The 16537-nt window shown below is 70.4% G+C and carries 13 protein-coding genes and 1 riboswitch; of the genes, 3 read left to right on the top strand and 10 right to left on the bottom strand.

The window, feature by feature from the left end:
• From F4553_RS29565 to F4553_RS29545, 5 genes are all read right to left on the bottom strand, one after another.
• Positions 1 to 1269: a GDSL-type esterase/lipase family protein gene (locus F4553_RS29565; RefSeq protein WP_184842427.1), complete on the bottom strand. Its 1269-nt coding sequence runs from the start codon at positions 1267 to 1269 to the stop codon at positions 1 to 3.
• Positions 1270 to 1521: 252 nt separating this feature from the next.
• Positions 1522 to 2703: a macrolide family glycosyltransferase gene (locus F4553_RS29560; RefSeq protein WP_184842424.1), complete on the bottom strand. Its 1182-nt coding sequence runs from the start codon at positions 2701 to 2703 to the stop codon at positions 1522 to 1524.
• A gap of 117 nt (positions 2704 to 2820) precedes the next feature.
• Entirely contained in the window at positions 2821 to 4209 is a 1389-nt protein-coding gene (locus F4553_RS29555) for a condensation domain-containing protein (protein ID WP_184842421.1), read from the bottom strand.
• A 1-nt stretch (position 4210) separates the two neighbouring features.
• On the bottom strand, positions 4211 to 5443 hold the full coding sequence (locus F4553_RS29550; RefSeq protein ID WP_184842418.1) for a cytochrome P450: 1233 nt from the start codon (positions 5441 to 5443) through the stop codon (positions 4211 to 4213).
• 63 nt (positions 5444 to 5506) lie between these two features.
• Positions 5507 to 6538 carry a hypothetical protein gene (locus tag F4553_RS29545; RefSeq protein WP_184842415.1) on the bottom strand — a complete coding sequence of 344 codons (1032 nt, stop codon included), beginning with the start codon at positions 6536 to 6538 and terminating at the stop codon, positions 5507 to 5509.
• 241 nt (positions 6539 to 6779) lie between these two features.
• On the opposite strand from F4553_RS29545, the gene F4553_RS29540 reads away from it, so the two are divergent.
• Positions 6780 to 8624, top strand: a complete 1845-nt coding sequence (locus F4553_RS29540) for an ABC transporter ATP-binding protein (RefSeq protein ID WP_184842411.1) — start codon at positions 6780 to 6782, stop codon at positions 8622 to 8624.
• Positions 8621 to 10393, top strand: coding sequence for an ABC transporter ATP-binding protein (locus F4553_RS42580; RefSeq protein ID WP_184842408.1), 1773 nt, complete (start codon positions 8621 to 8623; stop codon positions 10391 to 10393). The genes F4553_RS29540 and F4553_RS42580 overlap by 4 nt, the downstream gene beginning before the upstream one ends.
• 45 nt (positions 10394 to 10438) lie before the next feature.
• Here the strand turns inward: F4553_RS42580 and F4553_RS41970 are convergent, their stop codons facing one another.
• The 5 genes from F4553_RS41970 to F4553_RS29515 form a co-directional block, all read right to left on the bottom strand.
• Positions 10439 to 10570 carry a hypothetical protein gene (locus F4553_RS41970; protein WP_281395421.1) on the bottom strand — a complete coding sequence of 44 codons (132 nt, stop codon included), beginning with the start codon at positions 10568 to 10570 and terminating at the stop codon, positions 10439 to 10441.
• Positions 10571 to 10661: 91 nt separating this feature from the next.
• Complete coding sequence (locus tag F4553_RS29530; RefSeq protein WP_184842405.1) at positions 10662 to 11609, bottom strand: serine/threonine-protein kinase; 948 nt, start codon at positions 11607 to 11609, stop codon at positions 10662 to 10664.
• A gap of 282 nt (positions 11610 to 11891) precedes the next feature.
• Positions 11892 to 12317, bottom strand: a complete 426-nt coding sequence (locus F4553_RS29525) for a hypothetical protein (protein WP_184842402.1) — start codon at positions 12315 to 12317, stop codon at positions 11892 to 11894.
• Positions 12301 to 13290: an alpha/beta hydrolase family protein gene (locus tag F4553_RS29520; protein WP_184842399.1), complete on the bottom strand. Its 990-nt coding sequence runs from the start codon at positions 13288 to 13290 to the stop codon at positions 12301 to 12303. The genes F4553_RS29525 and F4553_RS29520 overlap by 17 nt, the downstream gene beginning before the upstream one ends.
• A gap of 32 nt (positions 13291 to 13322) precedes the next feature.
• The gene (locus tag F4553_RS29515) at positions 13323 to 15542 is read right to left on the bottom strand and encodes a family 2 encapsulin nanocompartment cargo protein terpene cyclase (protein WP_221470531.1); all 2220 of its coding nucleotides are present in this window, start codon (positions 15540 to 15542) and stop codon (positions 13323 to 13325) included.
• A 186-nt stretch (positions 15543 to 15728) separates the two neighbouring features.
• Positions 15729 to 15849, top strand: a riboswitch (cobalamin riboswitch).
• A gap of 110 nt (positions 15850 to 15959) precedes the next feature.
• Between F4553_RS29515 and F4553_RS29510 the strand changes: the two genes are divergently transcribed.
• Positions 15960 to 16442, top strand: a complete 483-nt coding sequence (locus F4553_RS29510) for an SCO2322-related protein (RefSeq protein ID WP_184842393.1) — start codon at positions 15960 to 15962, stop codon at positions 16440 to 16442.
• The last annotated feature ends 95 nt before the right edge of the window (positions 16443 to 16537 follow it).

Raw genomic sequence — 16537 nt, 5'->3', positions numbered from 1 at the left:
TCAGAGCAGCCAGAGCGAGACGGCGTTGGCGATCGCGGCGGCACCCGCGTCGTTCGGGTGGATGTGGTCACCGCTGTCGAACGCCGGGAGCACCTTGCTCGGGGCGGCCGGGTCACGAATGATCTTGTCGAGATCGATCAGACCGTCAAAATCGTCGGTGGTACGCAGGTACTCGTTGACCGCGAGCCGGGAGGCCTCCCGGTCCGTGTTCCAGGACGGGTAGCCCTCGAACGGGCCGAGGGTGCTGACCAGCGCCCGCACCCCGTGACCCTTGATCTGGATCGCGAGCTGGCGGAGACCGGCGATGATGTTCGCCGTCGGCTCGCTGGAGAGCTGGATGTCGTTGATACCGACCTGCACGATGACCGTGCGGACACCCGGCTGCCCGAAGGCGTCGGTGTCGAGGCGGGCCAGCGTGCTGGTGCCGAGCGCCGGGAAGGGCAGCTCGGCGCCGTCACGGGTGACCCGGTTGCCGGCGAGGCTCTCGTTGAGCACGCCGGGGTCGCCCAGAGCGGGCCAGGTGTTGACGATCCGGCCGGCCAGCAGGTCGGGCCAGCGCTTGTTGGCGTTGACCGTCGCGCCCGAGCCGTCACTGATCGAGTCACCGAGGACGACGACCGTGCCGAGCGCGGTGGGGCTGGCGACCTCGACACCGGCGAGGAAGAAGAAGTGCTGCAGGGTGGCGGTCTGACCCGCACCCGTTGCATCCTCCGCCTTGTCGCCGGCGTAGATGAACGTGCTCTGCCGGGACGTCCAGTGCCACGACGTCGGTCCGGTCGCGACCGGCAGGTAGATCGTCACGGCGAGCTCGGAGAGCGCCGGGACGGCGAGGTCGACCGGGTCACTGACCAGGTCGGCTCCCTTGAGGACGGTGGCGGACTCGCTGCCGCCGAAGGTGATCTCCCGGATGCTGCCGGGAACCAGGTCGGCCGAGCCCGGGGAGACGGGCTTGCCGACGGTGGCGTGTCCAATCGTCAGCAACTGGTTGCCGTACGCGTTGGTCAGCCGGATGCGGACCTTCTCGCCACCGACCGACGTACGCACGATCTGACGGATCGACTGGTTGTTGAAGCCCGTCAGGGAGCCTCCGGTGTTGCCGAGACTCGCCAGGGTGGTGGCCGTGCCCCACGTGCCGACCCAGCGCGCGGGCAGGTTGCCCACGGCCGGGGTGCTCGTCGCGCCGACCAGGGTGGCCGCCGCGATCGCGAGGGTGCTGAGTCCGGCCAGGGCACGCCGTCTCGTAAGAATGGTCACTAGATGAACCTCCATCGGCCCAGAGGGGGCGTGTGTTGATCACAAGCCGACGCACAACCATCGCAGGAAATAGTAAAGTTTCTTACATACTTCTCAGCGATCTTGCCCCGTTGATCGGCCAATCTAATTTGCACTATTCGTCGATGGCGGAACACATCCGTTCGGCCGAGCAGTTCGGCGCTTCCGCGCACGATCCCGTCCGCCCGTGCCGCAGGTGATCGAGGCTGGTCCACACTGCACAGACCAGCCTCGATACAGTTAAATGCGCTACGGCAGGCAGGACTCGATGATGTCGGCGGCGCGGGCGGGACCACCAGCCGTGAGCACGTCTTTACGCAGACGTGCCACGGACTCCGCGATGACCGGATCGACCGCCACCCGCTCCACGGTGTCGCGCAGCACGGTCGCCGTCAGATCAGCGAAGGAGAGCCGGACACCGATGTTCAGCTGGTCCAGGCGGCCCGCGTTGATGTCCTGCTCCAGCGTGCCCGCGAGGGCCACCTGCGGCACGCCCGCACCCAGCGCCTCCATCACCCCGCCCATCCCGGCGTGGGAGACGAAGACCTGCGCGTGGTCGAGGATGTCGACCTGCGGCACCGTCGCCGCGACCTCGAAGTTGGCCGGGATCGGCCCCAGCTCCGACCGGTCCATCCGCTGGCCGATCGGGAGCACCACGTGCCAGGGCGAGCCCTCGAAGGCCTCGAAGCACATGCGGTAGAAGCCCGGCTGGCGGTTGTTGAGCGTGCCGAGCGAGATCAGCGCGACGGGACGGCCGCTGGCGGGCGGCGTCCAGCCCGAACGGCCGGCCCGGTCGCCGGTGCACGGGCCGACGAACTCCCACGCGGCGCCGTACCTGTCACCGTCGTACTGGAAGGCGCGGGGATAGAACGCGAGGTTGCGCCGCACGGCCGGGTCGAGGAACTCGTCGGCGGTGATGGTGAGCCCCTGGTCCGCGAGGAACTTCGCCAGCCTGGTGTTGTACTCCGCGAAGGTGTGGTGCGTCGGGTCGATCGGCACGACGTTCGCGATCGACCACTCCTTCGACGAGATCATCATGGGCCAGAGCTGGATCGACGGGATTCCCCGCTGCTCGGCGTAGACGCGCCCGGCGAAGGCGAGCCGGTCGAAGAGGATCAGGTCCGGCTGGTCGCCGTCGAAGGCCGCCGCGAGCTCCGGCAGCGTCGCGTCGGCCTCGGCGAGGAAGTTGAGCAGGCTGCGGCCCAGGTGCTCCGAGCGGTCCGGCGGCGCGAAGTTGGGGTCCCGGTCGGAGGGGCGCAGCGAGCTGTAGGGCACCGTGCGGGCGCCCGTCTCACCGACGACGCCGGCACGCTCGGGGATCACCGGGTAGGTCACGCGGTGCCCACGCCGGATCAGCTCCTCGACGACGCCGAGGGTGGGGAAGATGTGACCGATCGCGGGGATGTTGAAGACAGCGATATGGCTGCTCATCGGGGCCTCATTCTGCTGCTGGCGCGGCATCTGGGGGTCAGAGCACCTCATCAACTGGTCGCTGACGGCGTCGCTGTGACCCCGTGGGAGGGGCCGGCGACCAGCTGAGGGGGCGTTCTAGCGGGTCAGTCGCCTATCGGGCTCGGCGAGGGCCGCCCGAAGGGTCGATTCGTACTCCCGGATCAGCGCTTCCATGGTGGCGGGTGCGAAGAGACCGGTGTCGTACCGGAGCGACGCGGCGAGCCCGGTGGGGCCGCGCCAGGCGTCGAGCACGAGATCGTGAATGGTCTGCGGCTTGCCGACCCCGAAGGGCTCGACCCGCAGTCCGTGCATGTCGGTCCCCGGTCCCGACTCGGTGTGCAGTGAGCAGATGGTCTGAAAGACCTGGGTGCGACTCGGGTCGTGCGGCAGTCCCAGCTCCGTGACGATCTGTCCGAAGGGGACGTTCTGCCGCCCGAGCGCGTCGATGATGGTGGCGCGCAACCGGCCCAGCAGCACCCGGAAAGACGGCTCGCCCGAGAGGTCGACCCGCAGGGCGAGCGTGTTGTTGAACAGGCCGACCGACTCCTCGACCTCGATCAGCGTCCGGCCCGCGACCGGCGCGCCGATGCAGAAGTCGTCCTGACCGCTGCGAGCACCGATCACCACCGCGAACGCCGTGACCAGCACCATGAAGAGCGTGCTGCGCTCCGCTCGCGCGAACCGCTCCAGCTCCGTGGTGAGCTCCAGGTCGAGCGGCCGGTCCACCTGGTCGGTCCGCGTGCTCTTGACCGCCGGTCGCGGCGTGTCGGTCGGCAGTTCCAGCGGGAGTACGCCACCGAGCTGCTTGCGCCAGTAGCGCAGGTCGTCGTCGGTCGCCCCACCCCCGCCCCCGGCCTGCCACAGCGCGAACTCGCCATAGCCCATGGGCGCCGCGGGCAGCCGGGGTGCCGTGCCGGTGACCGCCGCGCGGTAGAACTCGGCCACCTCGCCGTCGGCGATCGCCGCCGAGGCGCCGTCGGCGAGGATGTGGTGCACGGCGAAGCACCAGACGTGGTCGTCCGCACCGATCCGGATGAGCCGGGACCGCACCAGCGGCCCGCCACCGGCCAGATCGAGCAGGGCGCCGGTCAGCTCGGCGACGAGCTCGTTCGCCCGGGTCAGCGGAGCATCGTCGGCCGAGACGTCGACGAACTCCGTCGGCAGCCCGGCGGGGGCCGCGACGAGCTGCCGCGGCCCGTCCGGCGTCACCGTGAACCGGGTCCGCAGCGCGCCGTGCCGGGCGACGACGGCGTCGACCGCCAGCCCCATCGCGACGACGTCGAGCGGCCCGGTGAAGCGGTTGGCGAGGTAGACGATCGGCGATGCGGTGCCCTCGTAGGCGGTGCAGAGATACCACATCCGCCGCTGATGCAGGGAGAGCGGGAACTCCCGCTCTGTCGTTTCTGCGGCGGAATGCGATTCGGACGCGGAGTGCACGAGAGCGCCCTCGCGGGCGCTCTCGTGATGATCGGGGCGGGTTGCCATCTCAGCGCAGCCTGATCGGGAGCACGTCGTGACCACGGAACATGAGCTGGGTCGGCGGCGGCGGCTCGGTGGCGAGGTGCAGCCCCGGGAAGCGTTCGAAGATCGCCGGAAAGGCGATGGCGCCTTCGAGCCGGGTCATCGCCGCACCGAGGCAGTAGTGGCCGCCCGCGCCGAAGGTGAGGATCGGCGTGACCGGGCCGCCCGCGTCGAACCGGCTCGGGTCGAAGACATCGGGCTCCGCATAGATGCTCGGGTCGCGGTTGGCGGCACCGAGCATGACGAGGATGGTGCTGCCCTCGTCACAGGGGAGCCCGCCGACGGTCTCGGCGCTGGACGCGTACCGCACGACGAAGTGGGCCGGCGGCTCGACCCGCAGAATCTCCTCCACATAGGAGGGGGCCCGCTCGGGCGACTCGACCAGCTCGTCGCGGAGCTCCGGCCGGTCGGCGAGGATGGCGAGCCCGTTGCCGAAGAGGTGGGTGGTGGTGACGAAGCCCGCGTTGAAGAGGGTGATCAGGTTGGCGATGAGCTCGGCATCGCTGAAGACGCCGGGAGTCTCGGCCTGCAGCCGGGCCAGGTCGCTGATCAGGTCGTCGCGGGGGTCGAGCCGCCGCTGCGCCACGAGTCCCGCGAAATAGGCGGTCAGCTCCCGCGTCGCCGCGTCGGCCCTGGTCATGTTGGGCCAGGTGCTCCCGTCGAGCTCGAAGATGGCGCTGATCGCGAGCACCCTCGGCCGCATCCAGCCCCGGTCCGCCTCGGGCACGCCGAGCAGGTCGCCGATGACGCAGCTGGGCACGGCGTAGGCGAACTCGGCCATGAAGTCGACGGTGTCGCCGTCGGCACCGAGCTGCGCGATCCGGTCGAGCCGGTCGTGGATCAGCTTGGTGATCGCCGGCTCCATGACCGCGACCCGGCGGGCCGTGAAGAGCTGCCCGACGAGGCGGCGCAGCCTGGCGTGCTCGGGCCCGTCGGTGAAGAAGATGGAGTCGCGCAACGTCTGCAGCACGGGGTGCTCGCGCCAGCGCGGGCTGTGCACGTCGAGGTAGTCGGCGTCGAGCTGGCGGAACCTGCCGTCGCGCAGGAGCTGGTTGACGGCGTCATAGCCGAAGACGGCGAGGTCGTAGCCGTCTTTCGACACATCGAGATGGCTCGCCGCACCGGCACTGTGCAGCTGCGCATACAGCTGGTAGGGGTTTACCCGGCCAGCTTCCGAGAGCAGTGCCTGTAGCTCCATTCGCCCACCGCCACTCCAGACTCCACTCTCCATCGGCAGTCAACTATTACCATACGCTCGTCCTTACTGAAAGGATTGTTTCCAGAGAGCTTCGCCATGCAGTAGTCCATGAAGGACTCCCAGACGCATCGCGTCGGTGACGAGAGGCGCGGTCAGCTCCCCCAGCAACGGCGTGAGCTGCGCGGGAACGAAGCGGCGCAGCGCACCCGGCGCCAGCGTACGCAGCCCGGCCCGGACCAGCGGGGCGGCGAGGACATCCGGCAGCCGATCGACGTCGGTGATCCACTCGGCCGCGACCACGCCGTAGAGGAAGGCGGTGAGCCAGAGCTGCACCAGCATCGAGTCGGCGACGACGGACCGCATCGCCCGCGCGCCGTCCACCTCGTCGACGGTGGCGGCGTAGAGGCGCAGCAGGTCCGCGACGGCGAGCCCCGAGGGAGCGAGGTAGTCGTGCGCCTTCACCACGTGCCAGGGCGCATCCGGCCCCGGGCGGACGTGGCAGGTCGCGATGCCCTCGAACATCCCCAGGTGCGGCACGACCCGCAGCCGTGACACCGTCGCGTCGACCGCCGCCGTCGGACCGGGCACGTCGTCCGCGAAGAGGGTCGCGTGCCGCGGGCCCATCAGCAGGTCGTTGCCGATCAGGCTCTCGCAGATCTCGTGCTCGGCGAGGTTGGGCACGCTCACCAGCGGCGTCAGGCCGGCCTCGGCCGCGTAGCGCAGCACCTGCACGTCGTCCGGGCCGGTGGCGCTCTCGGCGAAGTCGGCGAGCCCCTCGGCCACCGCGACCGGGAGCAGGACCGCGGTGGTCGGGATGTAGGGGTCCAGCACCGGCACCCAGGAGGCGCCCTCGATCGTGGCGAGCCGCACCGCATGCGAGGTCCGCGAACCCCACTCGCTGAAGAAGCAGAGGATCTCGCCCGGCAGGGCGGCGGCGGCCAGTCGGCAGCGATCGGCGAAGTCGGCGGTGAGCCGCATGTCGTCCTGCACCACGAGCAGGTGGGTGGCGCCCGGAGCCGCGGCACGCCAGGCCAGCCGCGCGGCCCGCAGCGCGTTGGGGGGACCGGCCGGATCGGGATCCTCCACAACGGACATCGCAAGCTCGGGATGGCGGGCGCACAGGTCCAGGGCCGCCTGTCTGCGACGGGGATGCGCCATCACCACGGCCGTGAGATCGGCTCGTCGTTGCGTCATTGTCACTGGTAGCGCTCCCATCGGAAACGATGATACTGAGTCCCTCGATGCTAGCAATGCTGTAAATATTCTTAACCATTAAGTCGATTGATGTCGGCCCCGGCCGCCGCGACCCTGGGAGCGCTCGTCAATAGGAGGTCTCATGCGGCGGTGGCTGCCCATCCTGTCGTTGCTCCCCCACGCCGGTCGCGCAACGGTCGCCGCCTCGGCGCTGCTCAACGTCGTCTTCGGCCTGCTGCCGATCGCCGTCATCTGGTGGATGAGCCTGCTGCTGGCGACGGTGCCCCACGCCGCGACCGAGGGCATCGGGATCGCCCTGGCGCTCACCGTCGGATCGCTGGCGCTGCAGCAGCTCCTCGGCCCCTTCCAGACCGCCCTCGCCGAGGTGATCTCCCGGCGGATCGACGGCCACTGCGTGCAGCTCCTGCTCGCGACCTCCTTCCGCGATGCTCCGATCGCCACACTGGAGCAGCCCGGCGTCCTGGACAGGCTCGCCGACATACGCTCCGCCTTCGACCGCACCACGGCCTCGCCCGGTGACGCGGCGGCGGCGACCCTCGCCCTGCTCGCACGGTATGTCCAGCTCGCCGGCGCCGTCCTGCTCATCGCCGTGGTGCTGGACCCGCTCACCGCCCTCGTGGTCGGTGCCACCGCGATCGTCATCCGCTTCGGCCAGCGCGGCTCGCTCGGCCGCTTCGGCGCCATGTGGGACGGGCTCACCGCCAACCGCCGCCGCCTGCACTACGTCCGCACCCTCGCCACCGGCACGGACGCGGCGAAGGAGATCCGCGTACTCGGCCTGCGGGGCTGGCTCGGCGACCGGCTCCGGGCGGAGAACGACGGCTACCTGCAACCGTTCTGGGCGGGTCGGCGGCGCCTGCTGATGTGGCCGTTCGTGGGCTTCGCGACCGTGGGGCTCCTCGGGGCCGCCCTCGCCCTCGCACAGCTCGCCAGGGGCACTGCGGCGGGCGAGCTGAGCCTGCTGCAGTTCGCCGTCGCGGTGCAGGCGGTCCTCATCCCGATCCGGTTCGGCGTCTATTTCCCCGAGTGCGACGTGCAGACCCAGTTCGGCACCCGCTCCTATACCGCACTCACCGACTTCATCGCGCTGGCCGGCGTGCCGGACGCCCCGCCGCCCCCGCCACGCGGTGCGGCGGACCGGCCCGTCCTCAGGCCCTCGACACCACGCTTCGCCGCACGGCGTGACGGCGGCGGGCCGGTCGGGGCGATCCGGTTCGAGGGGGTCGCGTTCGGCTATCCCGGCGGGCACCGGGTCTTCACCTCGCTCGACCTGGAGCTGCCCGCCGGACGGTCGACCGCGATCGTCGGGCTCAACGGGGCGGGCAAGACCACGCTGGTCAAGCTGCTCGCCCGCTTCTACGACCCCGACGGGGGCCGGATCACCGTGGGCGGCACCGACCTCGCCGAGCTCGACCCCCGCCAGTGGCAGCGCCGACTCGCCGTCATCTTCCAGGACTTCAACCGCTATGAGCTCAGCGCCGCCGAGAACATCGGGCTCGGCGACACCGACGAGGCCGCGCTGCTGCGGGCCGCAGACCGCGCCGGTGCGCGCGACGTCGTCGACTCACTCCCCGGCGGCCTGACAACCAACCTCTTCTCCCGGTACGCCGACGGCCGGGACCTCTCCGGCGGGCAGTGGCAGCGCATCGCCCTCGCCCGAGCCCTCCACGCCGTCCACTCAGGAGCGTCCGTGCTGATCCTCGACGAGCCGACCGCGCAGCTAGACGTGCGGGCGGAGGTGGAGTTCTACGACCAGTTCCTCACGCGAACCGAGGGCCTGACCAGCATCGTCATCTCGCACCGCTTCTCCACGGTGCGCCGCGCCGACCACATCGTGGTGCTGGAGCACGGCACCGTCGTCGAGCGCGGCGACCACGACAGCCTCCTCGCCGCCGACGGCCGGTACGCCGAGATGTTCCACCTCCAGGCGAGCCGCTTCGCCGCCGTCGGGGAGGTCGCCGCGTGAGAAGCCTCGGCGCAGCGATCGTGTTCCTGGTCCGGCTGGCGGTGCGTACCGATCGGCGGCGCTTCGTCATCGGGGTCGGGCTGCTCTTCATCGGCTACCTGTCGACGCCCTTCGTCGGCCTGCTGCTGCGGGACTTCACCAACTCCGCGCTCGCCGGTGCGGCCGGGACGGCGACGCTCTTCGCCGCCGGAGTCGCCCTGCTGCTCGTCTTCGAGCTGATGATGGGGCACTTCGCGCACCTGTACTACTTCGAGCTCGGTGAGCAGTGCGGCGCGAAGCTCGAGGATGAGCTGCTGCAGATCGCCAACGGCACCCCCGGCCTCGCCCACCTCGACGATCCCGAGTTCGCCGACACCCTCGCCCTGACCCGCCAGGACGTCGGGCAGACCCGGCCCGCCCTGGAGGGTGTGCTGCACCTGACCGGGCTGCTCCTGCGGGCCGGGGTCACCACGGTGATCCTCGCCTTCGTCAACCCCTGGCTCGTCCTGCTGCCGCTGGCGGCCGTGCCACCCGTACTCATCGCGAAACGGGCCCAGGGCCTCGCCAACCGGGCGAGGGAGGCCAACGCCGAGCGGACCCGGCTCACCGGCCACCTGCTGGAGCTCGCCGCCGACGCCGACGCCGTCAAGGAGATCCGCCTCTTCGGCGCCGACCGGCACCTGATGGCCCGGCAGGCCGAGACCTGGTCCGAGGCGACGGCCGCCATCTGGCGGGCCTATCGGCGAGCCGCCGCCCTCCGCGCGAGCGGCCAGCTCCTCTTCGCCCTCGCCTACGGCACCTCGATCCTGCTCGTCATCGATCAAGCCGTGGCGGGCACCGCGAACGTCGGCGACGTCATCCTCGTGGTGACCCTCGCCGTGCAGATCAGCGTGCAGGTCGCGAGCGCGCTCGGCCTGCTCGCGATCCTGCAGGCCGCCGGTCGCACCGTCGAGCGGCTGGCGATGCTGCGCGAGCGCGCCACACCCGCCCCGCCCGGCCGCAAGCAGGCACCGCGCCGACTGCGCAAGGGCATCAGGCTGGAGCACGTCACCTTCGGCTACGGCGACGAGACCGTGCTCGACGAGGTCTCGCTGCGCATCCCGGCGGGCAGCATCGTCGCGGTCGTCGGCGAGAACGGCGCGGGCAAGAGCACGCTCGTGAAGCTCCTGTGTGGATTCTACGAGCCGACCGGCGGGCGGATCACCGTCGACGGCACCGATCTGCGCTCGTTCGCCGCCGACGCCTGGCACGGCGGGATCGCCATGCTCTTCCAGGACTTCGCCAAGCTGGAGCTGCGGCTGCGCGACAACGTCGGGGTGGGCGACCTACCGCGGATCGGCGACGACGCGGCGCTGACCGACGCGCTCGTCCGGGCACGCGCCACGGAAACACGGGACCGGGTGCCGGGAGGGCTCGACGGCGCGCTCGGTCGGGCGTACGCCGATGGTGCCGAACTCTCGGGCGGGCAGTGGCAGTCGCTGGGCCTGGCCCGCGCGCTGATGCGGCCGACCCCGCTGCTGCTGGCGCTCGACGAGCCGGCCGCCGCCCTGGACGCTGCGGCCGAGCACGCGCTCTTCGAACGGTTCGCCACGACGGCCCGGGCCGCCCGCCGGGAGTCAGGTGCCGTGACCCTCTTCGTCTCGCACCGCTTCTCCACGGTGCGCCTGGCCGACCTGATCGTGGTCCTCGCCGACGGCCGCGTCACCGAACAGGGCACCCACGACCAGCTGATGGCGAGAAACGGCCTCTACGCCGAACTCTTCACCCTCCAGGCACGGGTCTACCGGTGAACCCCGTGCGGTTTCCGTCGTTCTGGCGACGGAAACGCACAAGATTCAGATCTTCTTGCCCAGGATGTAGCGGATGGCGACGATCAGCACCGCGATGCCGCCCACAATGCCCACGATCTTCAGCAACGGTTGCAGGGCATTGCCCTGCTCCGCCGCGACCTCCACCAGCGTCAGCATCGCCACAGTCTGCCAACTATCGGCGCCGCGCGCGATACCCGAGCAGCACCCCGAGATCCGCAAGATCCCCGCAACTCTTGAAGAGTCGGTGTTACTCCGGCCGCTGCCAGCCCTCGGTGGGCAACGCGGTCAGGTCCGGACGATGCTCCATCGTCTCCGCGTCGAAGGAATCGACGAAGCCCGAGCTGGTCGAGGTCGGCGGCCGGGAGGGCGTCACCACCGGCACGTAGACCTGGGCATCGACGCAGACCGAGAGGATCAGCGCGGCCGCGACCGCGGTGGGCCGCTGCACCGGGTCGTCCCGCATGCAGCCCGCCCAGATCGTCGCCACCCGGGGTGCGAGGTCCTCCACCGTCGGCAGGACCAGCAGCTCCGGGAAGAGGTGCAGGGCGTCGGGCTCCGGCAGGGGTCCGGGCGGCGGGGGGCGGCCCGCGGCGAGGCACTGGTGCAGGAGTACGCCGAGCGCGTACATGTCGCTGGCGGGGGTGACGGGGTGGTGGCCCTCGACCCGCTCGGGTGCCATGTAGCCGGCCGTGCCGACCATGCTGCCGTCGGCGTTGCGATCGGGGGTGCCGGTCATGGCGGCGATCCCGAAGTCGAGGATCTTCGCACCGGCGGGGGTGATGACGACGTTCGCCGGTTTGATGTCGCGGTGCACGATGCCGTGGCCGTGCGCGGCGGCGAGACCGGCGGCGACCTCGGCGCAGACCTTCACCGCGAACCGCCAGTCCATCGGCCCCTGGCGCAGGTAGTCGACGAGCCGTGGCCCCTCGATCAGCTCCATCACCAGGTAGGCGGCACCGAGACCGGCCCGCCGGGAGGTGCCGAAGTCATAGACGGCGGCGACGTTGGGGTGCCCGATCCGCGCCGCGTAGCGGGCCTCGTTGTGCGCCCGGTCGTAGGCGTGGGCGTCCTGGGTGTGCTCGGGCGTCAGCAGCTTGACCGCGACCACGCGCTCGAGCACGGTGTCGTAGGCCTGCCAGACGGCGGCCATGCCACCCTGGCCGATCTGCTGTTGCAGCCGGTAACGACCTCCCAAGTCGCGCAACTTCGCTTCACGTCCTGTCTGACCTGCCGTTATAGCTAGACACCACTCGGCATTGCCGTCACGGATTCTACCGACAAGATCGCTTCACGTCGCGACGAGCGGTTCATCCCCACCTTGCCCCAAGATCACACCAACTCTTCAAGAGTTGCAGCTTTGGGGGGTCCACCACCGGCTTCGGGGGTCCGCCACCGGCTTCGGGGGTCCGCCACCGGCTTTCGGGGGCTCCGCCACCGGCGGGAACCCGCATGCCGCGGCCACGATCGCCGCAACTCTTCAAGAGTCGGTGCTAAAACGGCGAGTCCAGGTCACGCCGAGCAGGGCGCCCGGGACCAGGACGCCGAGGACCAGGGTGACCAGGCTGAGGACCCACTCCGAACCGCCGAGCAGCCCGGCGTGCCGCGAGTGGAATACGAGGTGCAGCGCGGAGAAGAGCACCACCCCGGTGAGCACCACCCGGGTCACCCGCCGATCGGCGACGGCCGCCGCGATCGCGAGCAGCACCCCGAGCGTCAGGAACGTCGCGCCGAGGTCCGCGATCAGGTGCTCGTTATAGGGCGGGTACGCCGCGGTCCAGCGGTGGCCGAAGCCGGGGAACCGGGCGAAGAAGTCCGCGGGCGCGACATATGCCCAGCTCCCCCACCACAGGTGCACGGCCGCGAGCCCGCCGAGCACCGCCCGGGCGCTAGAGCTTGGACTCATAGCGCGTGACCCCCGAGGTCACGGCGCCCTTGGCGAGGCGCCCCTTAGCCGTGGTGTCGCCGTAGAGCGCCCAGCGCAGGAAGTCGAGCATCGTGCGCATCATCTGGTCGAAGCCCTTCGCGCCGGGGCCGAGGTACTCGCCGTGGCCCTGGCCGATCTCGGTGAGGAAGGCCTTCGGCCAGCTCAGCTTGGCGTACGCGTTGTGCCCGGTCGCCCAGGAGACCGTGCCGTCCTTGTCTCCGTGCACGAAGAGCACCGGGGTTCTCGGCCCGCTGAAGGTGCCCATCGGACCGCCCGCGATGACGATCCCGGCCTTGATCCGGGTGTCCCGCTTCCCGGACGCGAGCATCCCCGCCGTGGTGAAGCCACCCGCCGAGTGCCCGGCCGCGCCGACGTGGGACCCGTCGAGGTGCCCGGCGAACCGGTCCCCCGACCTGGTGTTGAGCTCGAGCACCTTGGTGACCACATAGGACGCGTCAGCGGGCTGGTTGCCCATGTCACCGGCGTTGAACGGGGACGCGCCCTTCTTGGTGAAGGGGTAGGCGGGTGCCGCGACGACGAACCCGGCGGCGGCGAAGCGGGTGGTGAGCTGCTGGTAGTACTCCGGGAGCCCGTTGAGGCCGTGGCTGAAGACGAGCACCGGGAAGACTCCGGCGGCCACGGGGGTGTTGGACCCCTTCGACGTCGCCGGGTACCACACCGTGGTCGGCAGGGAGCGCCCCGATCGGGAGAGGCTGAGGCTCCGCGTACCGATGGCGAAGGTCTTGGTCGGAGCGCGCGGCCCGGCGGTCGGCGACGGAGCCGGAAGCTGGGTCGCGGAGAGCCCGACCGGCTCGTCGGTGCCCGCGGGCAGCGCTTCCCCCGACGCGGCAGGAGAGCCCGCGACGGGCTGCGGATCGTTGGCGCTGGATCCGCAGCCCGCGAGGGCGAGGCACAGAGCTGCTGCGACGAGAGCGTGACGGCGAATGCGCACCCGCCGACTCTAGCCCTCCCCGATGGCCGGCTCTAGGCTCCGCGCAGGGACAGGATCCGCGCCGCCGAGGTCCCCAGACCGGTGGGCCGGATGAGCTGCGGCCGCACGGCCGAGGTGTGGCCCAGCTCCGACTCCGGGTAGCGCCGGGTGACCCGGTGCCAGTGGACGATCGCGACCATCCAGTCCTGCAGCTCCACGACGTAGGCGCCGAGGACCTGGCGCGCCTGAGCGTCCAGACCGTAGTCGTCGAAGAGCGCGGGCAGCTCCACGGCGACGAGGTGCTCGAACTGCTGCAGCCGCGACGTCATCAGGTCGTTGACGATCGCGACTGCCGTGACCCGGTCGCAGTTGAGGAAGTTCTGCACCACCAGTACGCAGTTGTGCAGCTCGCCCTCGAACTCGATCTCCTTCTGGTAGGAGAAGATGTCGTTGAGCAGGCAGGCGTAGTCCTGGGCCGAGTTCTCCAGTGCTCGCATCGGTGATGTCCGATAGATCTCCGGCGGCACCGCCTGGCCGTGCGAGATCCGGGCGAGGGCCATCGTCATGTCGGAGCCGAAGGTCTTGCGCCGCATCTCGATGTAGTCGACGGGATCGGGGATCCGGTGCTGGATCTCGTTGGCGAGCTCCCAGATCCAGCTCGCCGTCATGACCTGCACCGTCGCGCGGAACTCCTGCCGCGCGCCGTCGGTCATCGGCGACGCGGTGCGGTGCCACAGGTCGGCGAGGCCCTTCTCGACCGGATTGGTCGGCAGCGGTGTCTCGCCGCAGTCGAGCGGCATGTAGGCGTTGAGCCGCTCGTTGAAGGCCTTAGCCCCGGTCAGGTCCTTGGTCCGGCCGAAGATCTGCGGCAGGTAGTCGTCACCGTAGGTGCCCCAGGTCAGCCAGCCCGACGAGAGGTCCATGTCGGCGGCCGAGCCGTCCGGGTCGATCCCGGCCGAGCAGATCGGGAAGTCGAAGCCGATCAGCTGCTTCTCGGTCCAGAGACCGGAGCCGGCGAGGCCCGGCTGCGGCGCGAGGAAGCCCATCCGGTGCGACCACTCGACGCAGCTGCTCCGCGCGCTGTCGAGATGCGGGTTGAGCCGCAGCTGGTAGGGCATGTAGAACTCGGGCAGCGCGGTCGGGCCGACCCGCTGGAAGGGCACGTGGGTGAAGGTACGCACCCGGGCGCCGAGCATCTCCGGCGTGAGCCCCAGCCGGGCGGCGGCCGTGCCGAGCCCCACCGGACCTGGGTGGAAGACGCCGAGCTCGGGCTCGGATCCCCGGGTCGCACCGTTCATGTATCGGCTGGACCGCATGTGCCACTCGTGCCCGCCGGACTGCCAGTCCTGCAGGCCCTTGACATAGGCGCCGACCGCGAGCCGCTCCTGCGGCGTGAGCCGGTGCTCCTCGAACAGCGGCGGCAGCTCGGTGAAGACGGTGTTCTCGAACTGCTGCAGCCGCGAGGTGAGCAGGTCGTTGACGGCATCGGCGGAGCGCTGCGTGTCATAGCCGAGGAACTTCTCGAAGACGAGCACGCCGTTGCTGAGCTCGCCCTCCTCCTCGATCTCCCGCTGATAGGAGAAGAGGTCGTTGCGCAGGTGGACGGCGTCGGCGAAGCAGTCCCGCAGCACGCGCAGGGGGCGGCTCGCGGCGACGGCGTCGGGCACCTCGGCACCGGCGGCGTGCTCGACGAGGCAGGCCGACCAGGGCGCGCCGCCGACCTTGCGCCGCATCTCGATGTACTCCACCGGGTTGGAGACGCGGCCCTCGCTGATGTTGGCGAGTTCCCAGCGCGACTCCTCGAGCAGGTGCTCGGTGCACTCGACGAAGCGGGTGCGCCAGCCCACCGACATCGACGGCGTCGTGCGCGCCCACAGGTCGGCGAGGCCCTTCTCGACCGGGTTGGTCGGCTCGGGCACGTCGCCGGTGGGGTGCACCGGCATGAACTGGCCGAGCCGGTCGAGGTAGGCCTTCGCGCCCGCCTGGTCGCGGCTGCGCTTGAACTCCTCCAGGAAGTGGTCGTCGAAGAAGAAGACCCAGACATACCAGTCGGTGACGAGATCGAGCTCCTCGGCCGAGCAGTCCGGGTGGGTGTATGCGCAGAGCAGCGCATAGTCATGGGCGTCGAGGTCGTCCTGGGTCCAGATCCCGGACCCCTCCAGCATCCCCATCTCGCGGGCCCACGCCGTCGTGTGCTCGCGGGCGCTCTGCACGTGCGGGTTCAACCGGGCAGGGTAGGGCAGGTAGAACGGGGGAAGTTCGAAAGGTTGCATCAACAGTCAGCCTCTCCACTATGTATTTCGATCCCAGCAGCCACCAACCGGAATGTCACGCTCTGCCCAACCGAAGCCACCCGTTCGTGGTGACTGTGCTGTGTGGATTACCGCATTGTCGGCTGCCGTATTGACAACGCGCCGCCCGCTTGACAGCGTCGAGTAGCTGCGACAACACTCGCGGCGACAACTGAAGAGCACGGTGGTGGGGGAAGTCCGGTGTGAATCCGGCGCTGACCCGCAACGGTGAGTCCGCGATCCGTCGATCGCGGCGAGCCCGAATGCCCGCCGACGTGCATATTCACCCCCTCCCGTCGTGGTCCGCGGGACGGCGCCGCGGGCCGCACCCACAGGTGCGCGCCGGTTCCGGTCTGCTGTCATGCGGACCGACGGGACCACCCGGAAAGGCGCCAGCACATGACTCCCGCAACCACCGCCCTCACCCCGCCCGGACGGCTGCGCCGTCTCGCCGCCACCGTCGCGGCCGGCCTCCTGCTCGCGACCGGCCTCGTCGTCGGCGAGGCCTCACCGCAGGCCGCCAACGCCGCCGCCTGCTCCGGGTCGACCGGCGTCACCGTGATCGTCGACAACGGCTCGCTCGGCGGCGGCACCACGGTCGCCTGCGCGCTCGGCGATCCGACCAGCGGCCTGACCGCCCTCACCGGCGCCGGGTTCAGCTACGCCTTCGTGCCCAGGTTCCCGGGCTTCATCTGCCGGATCAACAGCCTGCCCAACCCGTGCAACGGCGCTCCCGCCACGGCGTACTGGTCCTACTGGCACGCCACCCCCGGCGGCACGTGGTCCTACAGCGGCAGCGGCGCGGGCAGCTACAACCCCGCCCCGGGCACGGTCGAGGGCTGGGCCTTCGGCGCCGGAACCGCCCCCAGCGTCGCCCCGTAACCCATCCCGCGACGCAAGCGGCGCCGCCCGTCACCCGGGCGGCGCCCCTCCCCTGAACTTTAATGCTGGACACGCCGCGAAAAGTGCAACAAAGG

The sequence above is a fragment of the Allocatelliglobosispora scoriae genome (assembly GCF_014204945.1).
In the GTDB taxonomy this organism is placed as follows: Bacteria; Actinomycetota; Actinomycetes; order Mycobacteriales; family Micromonosporaceae; genus Allocatelliglobosispora; species Allocatelliglobosispora scoriae.
Note: the sequence above shows the minus strand (reverse complement) of the source record. Positions and strands in the feature narration are given on the sequence as shown.